The 5,292-nt window shown below is 48.2% G+C and carries 3 protein-coding genes and 2 pseudogenes; 1 reads left to right on the forward strand and 4 read right to left on the reverse strand.

The features are described from left to right. The coding region (locus ACPUER_RS35775; RefSeq protein ID WP_425133452.1) for a cytotoxic necrotizing factor Rho-activating domain-containing protein at positions 1 to 1,031 on the forward strand (1,031 nt) is incomplete at its 5' end. A 308-nt stretch (positions 1,032 to 1,339) separates the two neighbouring features. Here ACPUER_RS35775 and ACPUER_RS35780 read toward each other — a convergent pair. The 4 genes and pseudogenes from ACPUER_RS35780 to ACPUER_RS35795 all read right to left on the reverse strand — a co-directional run. Continuing rightward, positions 1,340 to 1,484, reverse strand: a pseudogene (locus ACPUER_RS35780) (IS5/IS1182 family transposase); the annotation flags it as partial. Between the two features lie 239 nt (positions 1,485 to 1,723). Continuing rightward, a pseudogene (locus tag ACPUER_RS35785) lies at positions 1,724 to 1,810 on the reverse strand (IS5/IS1182 family transposase); the annotation flags it as partial. Between the two features lie 24 nt (positions 1,811 to 1,834). Then, positions 1,835 to 2,701, reverse strand: a complete 867-nt coding sequence (locus ACPUER_RS35790) for a YopJ/AvrA family T3SS effector serine/threonine acetyltransferase (RefSeq protein WP_425133453.1) — start codon at positions 2,699 to 2,701, stop codon at positions 1,835 to 1,837. Between the two features lie 617 nt (positions 2,702 to 3,318). Beyond that, entirely contained in the window at positions 3,319 to 4,893 is a 1,575-nt protein-coding gene (locus ACPUER_RS35795) for a T3SS effector OspC family protein (RefSeq protein WP_425133454.1), read from the reverse strand. Positions 4,894 to 5,292 lie beyond the last annotated feature (399 nt).

Consider the following 5,292-nt stretch of genomic DNA (forward strand, 5'->3'; position numbering starts at 1 on the left):
CAGGTGAAGTTGCACCTTATTCTTTCATCGACGTATGTGCAAAACCCCGCAGAGTAGCGCGGCAAACATTAGGGACGAACTTATTGAGTTGCTTCCCCTTTGCCAGTCGGACCGACCGATTTGCTGCTGGCGATATTTCAGCTTTGCAAGGAATGGGGCCTATCGATAAAGATGATCTAACCCCCATGGTTTCATTTAAATTCGAAGCACATCGCAGTGATGATCTTGGTAGTGGAGTCAAACGCAGGCCTCACGTTCGGATGTTCAAGCCGAAAAGCATATCGAATAATAATGATTTGATATACTCCAAAGAGCTCGTTAAATTTATCGACGTGGGTACGGTCGACAATATTAAATCGGTACTAGGTGCCAAGCTTTCTGGGATTAATGCGCGTACTATTTTCGTGTCAAATGGTGACTCGGGAACGGTGGCAGTAAAAATTCCATTATCTGAAGTGTCCGAGGGGTCCCCTATTTTGGTGCAAAACCCTGGACTAAGCGGCTGCACTGTTGTGTACGCCGTGCGCGATGATCATTTTTATATCTATCATACGGGCTTGAGAAGCAATGCAGAAGGTCTTAATCCAAATTGGAGAACGGCACGTCAAGGGGTGATTACGCTTGACAATTCCCATGCGGCGCTTACCGGTCTTCCACCCGAAAGGGTGTACGATAATGACGGCCTCGTAAGTATTTTTTCACGATATGACTCCGCTTTCATTGTATTTTTTGGAAAAGATGGAACAAGAATAACAAGGCAGGCTCCAAACGTAAAGGTTTTTGACTATAACGAAGCGGAATCGCGTGGGGATTTTACGGCGCGCCTGGGAGTGGCGAATGCTTTGCTGACACGGAAGGATGGTCGTGTAAAAATAGAGGCGCATGCTGATGATTATTTTAATCCAGTACGAGTTGGAAAGAGTCTATCGGAAGTTGAAAAGGATTTTAGACTCATCAACAGCCGTCGAGTCGAATTGGAGGCAAGGACGCTGAATGAACCGATTGACGGGCGGCGCGCGGGTTCTGCGTAAGCGCGAAATTCTCCGCACCTCATGTTGAGGAGTCGACGGGGGCAGGATTGTGCCCATGATAATTTTCGTGGGCACAATTTATGAGTGATGGTAGCGAGTCGGACATGCGAAATTCAGGCGGTCGTTTCGAGCTGCGCGCAACGCGACCTCGTCGCGAGTTGAATCGCGTGCGTCAACACCGCCGCCCATCGAAATGGCAAGCGCATGGGTACGCCAACCCGTAATTGCCGGGCTATGGTGAAGAAAAGATGCGCGAAAGCCACACTTTTGACGTGCCGAAGCAAGCGCAACGAGACTGGCCCGATGCCCAGTCGGGCAATCGCGCGCAGCAACCAGCGCAGGTTGAAGCCCGTCGCGCACCGCACCGCATGCAACGCATCGCTGCTGGCACCCTTCAGCCAGCGGCGCCGCAGTCCGTGATCCTGTTTTGACGTGGCCGATGATCGGTTTGACCCTGCAGCACATCCGACTCCCGCCAATCCCTTGCAGGGCTTGGTTCAACTACGTTTTGCATGTCCGACTTTTTATGCACTCATGTTTCCGACGCTCGGGGGCGCCAAGTGCAGGCCGCGCGGCGATTAGCGGGCCGACTCCTCTATGCACTTTTATACGCCTTGGTTATGCAGTCTCAGCGTTTTGGGCAGCTCGACCGAGTAGTGCTGAACTGGTCATCGGTTACGTTGAACCGACGCAGCCATGTGCATTTTGCTACCGCGTTTGCGTTTGTAGCCATCATATCCCGCACGCGGACCGCTCTCGTACGTCGACTGCAACGTCCTCCGACGAAAAGTGCATAACATGCGCTAATCTCCAATTATCCCCATGAGTTTATTCAACTCCACCAATCTCTTTTGATGAATTGAATTTACCACATCCTTCCCCTCTATTTCTTCCAAATGCTGTACTTGGCGATCCAGTAATGTCTCTCCTTTTTTATTAACCTTAACCGACTCGCTCCCTCGATTGGATTCAAGATACATAGCAAGCCGCCCTCTACCTTGCGCGTGCTTATAAAGAGACGGCGGAATTAATTTATCAGACTCCGCTGACGATGAAAACGAATCATAGGCAGAAGGGATGTTGCCGGCGACATTCATCCGATGCAATTCGGACACGGAATCGCTTTCCTTGTGTAATTTTTTGGCCAATGCCAAGCTAAAAATCCCGCACTCATTGCTGCTTTTTTGAATATTCATTTCCAGCATTGAGAATTTCACATCTTGAGAATCAATTTTCTCAAGAGCCGAATTAACTCTAAATGCCAACAATACAGGTGACGGGAAGTTGAAATTCGCAGGCTCAAACATCAACAGAGATGGCTTGCCATCCACCAATCGGTAATCAAAGGCGGCAAAATGAATGCCGTCATCTCCCATATTTACAATATATCGCTCCGACCCCACCCCGATATTAATGGATTCCAAAATCTTATCGGAAATCAAGGTGGGATTTTCTATATAATGTAAATTAATGCCTGGTTTAGATAGATTTGCGGACCCAACCAAACCTGGCATAAATTTCTTATCCAGTTTTGCAAATTCTGTGGTGAACCATGATCCTGAAGCCAAGCTCTCTTCAACATCTGAAATATAGCGACCTAGACGCTCTTTATATCCGTCCCCCATTTCAAACCGAACAGAATGACCTGCACCATAAATTGTCCCGAGCATTACAAGATCCCATCGTGGTTGAACACTCTCATTATCACAAAGCGAAAAATAATATCTATAAAAAAACGCTCATGGTTTGCGGTCTCTGCCGTACGCAGGTCAATCTCGACACCTTCATCGCCCGGTCGGTTATCGAGTACATCTTTGCGTAGCTGCGCAATTTCAAGCCATATCGTTATACACATTTCGGCGAGTCCCTTATGGATCAATGGCTTACAAACGGGGCGGCCGTGACGTCACACCGAGATTTCCGCGAACTGGTACCCGGGGAGCCCTCGCTGCAAGAGAACTCCGGACGATATGCCCACAAATTGAGCAAAAAAATATGTAGAACGAGGTCATGTCAAGACCTGCTCTCCGTCCGGGCAGTAGAGGCTGAGCTGGCCTCGCCGCTTCAGGCTCTGATTGTAGGCGCGGGCGTTTGCGACCCGATACGTCGGTTTCGGGTGTTTGCGCGGCGCACCGGATTTCAGGCTGGCTTTGTTGACCTGCCTGATTTCTTCGGGCCATTTCAATCTTGGGGAATGGCCTCGGTGAACGTTCACGAGGCGGATAAATCAATGGCCCTTTCTACTCGACCTCACGCTGCCGCGCAACTACCCCTTCCGAACAAAGCCTCAAAAGAGCGGTTTTTCGAGGTGACCGCCAGCGTCCGAACGGTTTTTCGAGGTGCCCTTTAGATAATTAATCAGTTCATCTTTTGGAAAATACTTCGACAACACATCAAGCAATTCACTCCCGATTGGCTTGCGTTGCGCATACTCCAGTTTTGCGCCATGTCTTGCCAATACCGAAATTTTCTGTTCGTCGCACGATTTGATCGCATTATTGAGCATCGTTTCACCCTTGTTTACCTTCTCAAATTTGGCATTTGCGTCAACTAAATTGAGAGACAGGAATTTGTCCAGAATGTAACAACTTCGATCGTAGTCGCTCAGCAGGTATGTTATGTCATAAAAGCCCGGCTTAGTGAAGTCCTGCCTCGAAAATGCCCACTTCTCAAACAAGTAATCCGCAACCTTTTCGTTTCCAGATTTAATGACATGAATCATTGCGGATGTCGCCTCGACTCTATCTGATATTTTTCCGTCCAACTCGGGAAAATTAGCTGCCTCCACTGCCTCCTCAAGTGAAATATCCCGGAGCGTGTGCTTGGCATAGTCCCGGGAACTCAGAATTCTAGGCACATGAAATTCAGCCTGGAATACACTGTTTAGAACGCGATCCATTTCGCGGCCGGAGTTCAACGCCTGCGTCAATACATACTCCCTAAATTTATAATCCTTGCTATTTCTTAAGAATTCAATTAGATGAAGCGCTACCGCTTCCTTCATGTCGTCAAATGAAAATATCGGCGCATCTCCATATTTGACTCCGTCAGGAATGGCACGTGATAGCTCGCTTTCCGCAATAGGAAACTGCTGAAAGAAATCTTTGTGCTCAGGGTACCTCCAGAAAGGAAGGCGATTTTCGAAGTGGTCCGTTAGCGTGAGATAGCCATGCCGAAGAGATGGCAAGTTCTCGGATACGACGTAGGCATTGGCACCAAAATCTACAGTCTGGTGTTTGCTATTCAGGGGGCGACCTTCTTTCCCGATCCCTGAAAATTCAACACCAAAAAATACAAAATCATGATTACTCAAAACCTCCTTGTCTTCGGCGAAGGTTTTCGATCGAAATGACTCACCGTTACGAGACAGCATGTGATTGGATGCAATGTTCAGTGTCTTTCCATCATCCAACATGGCGTTGGTCTGATGGCGAAAGTCCCATTTTGCCATCGTTATCTTTTCCTTTAACGAGGTCTCGCTGCCCGTGAGAACTCCCAGGCGATTGCGAATCGCGGAAACATTCTTTTTTGAGAGATCGTCAAGTTTTTTAAGTGGGCTAAATCCATAGGCTTCATGCTCCCGCTTCTTTGGAAGCGCGTCGCCAGTTTTTTCGAACGCGGATCCATTAGCAAACATCAAGCCGTAAGATTGCGCAGCCACCACCTTGCGCAAGAAAGTGCCGATTTTCTGTGCGCCTGTAATTTTCGGAACGTTACTGATGTCGATCGGGTTATCGATTGAATTTTTTACATCCTTGATGTGATTTCCGATCGAGGCGGCGCTCTGCGTTAAATCGTTATCTAAATTTTTATAAATAACGCGATTGTTGCCAGGGACTACTGTCCCGATATGGATTGGCATGATATATTTTTCTCGATATAATTGGCGTCGTTAACTGATAAGTCGTCAATTAATTTGATCGACCATATCAATATTAAAGAAAATCCAGGACGGGTAGGTTATTGGCGATCACAAAATTTGCCAAAGTGGCCGAATGGAATCGCTCATTCGTAACTCTACATAATAGTATCCGCCGATTTCATCGGGCATTTCTACTATTTTTCGGGCTTTGTTCGGAAGGGGTAGTTGCGCGGCAGCGTGAGGCCGAGTAGAAAGGGCCATTGATCTATCCGCCTCGTGAACGTTAGGGCACCTCGAAACCCCGCTCTTTTGAACTAACTCTGCCGTGACGACACCGCGACTTGGCCGATTCGCGGCCCACTCGAAGGGCGGTGAGGCGATCTTTTCGCTCTCTGCCGC

This window comes from Burkholderia sp. DN3021, assembly GCF_049805555.1.
Classification (GTDB): domain Bacteria; phylum Pseudomonadota; class Gammaproteobacteria; order Burkholderiales; family Burkholderiaceae; genus Burkholderia; species Burkholderia pyrrocinia_C.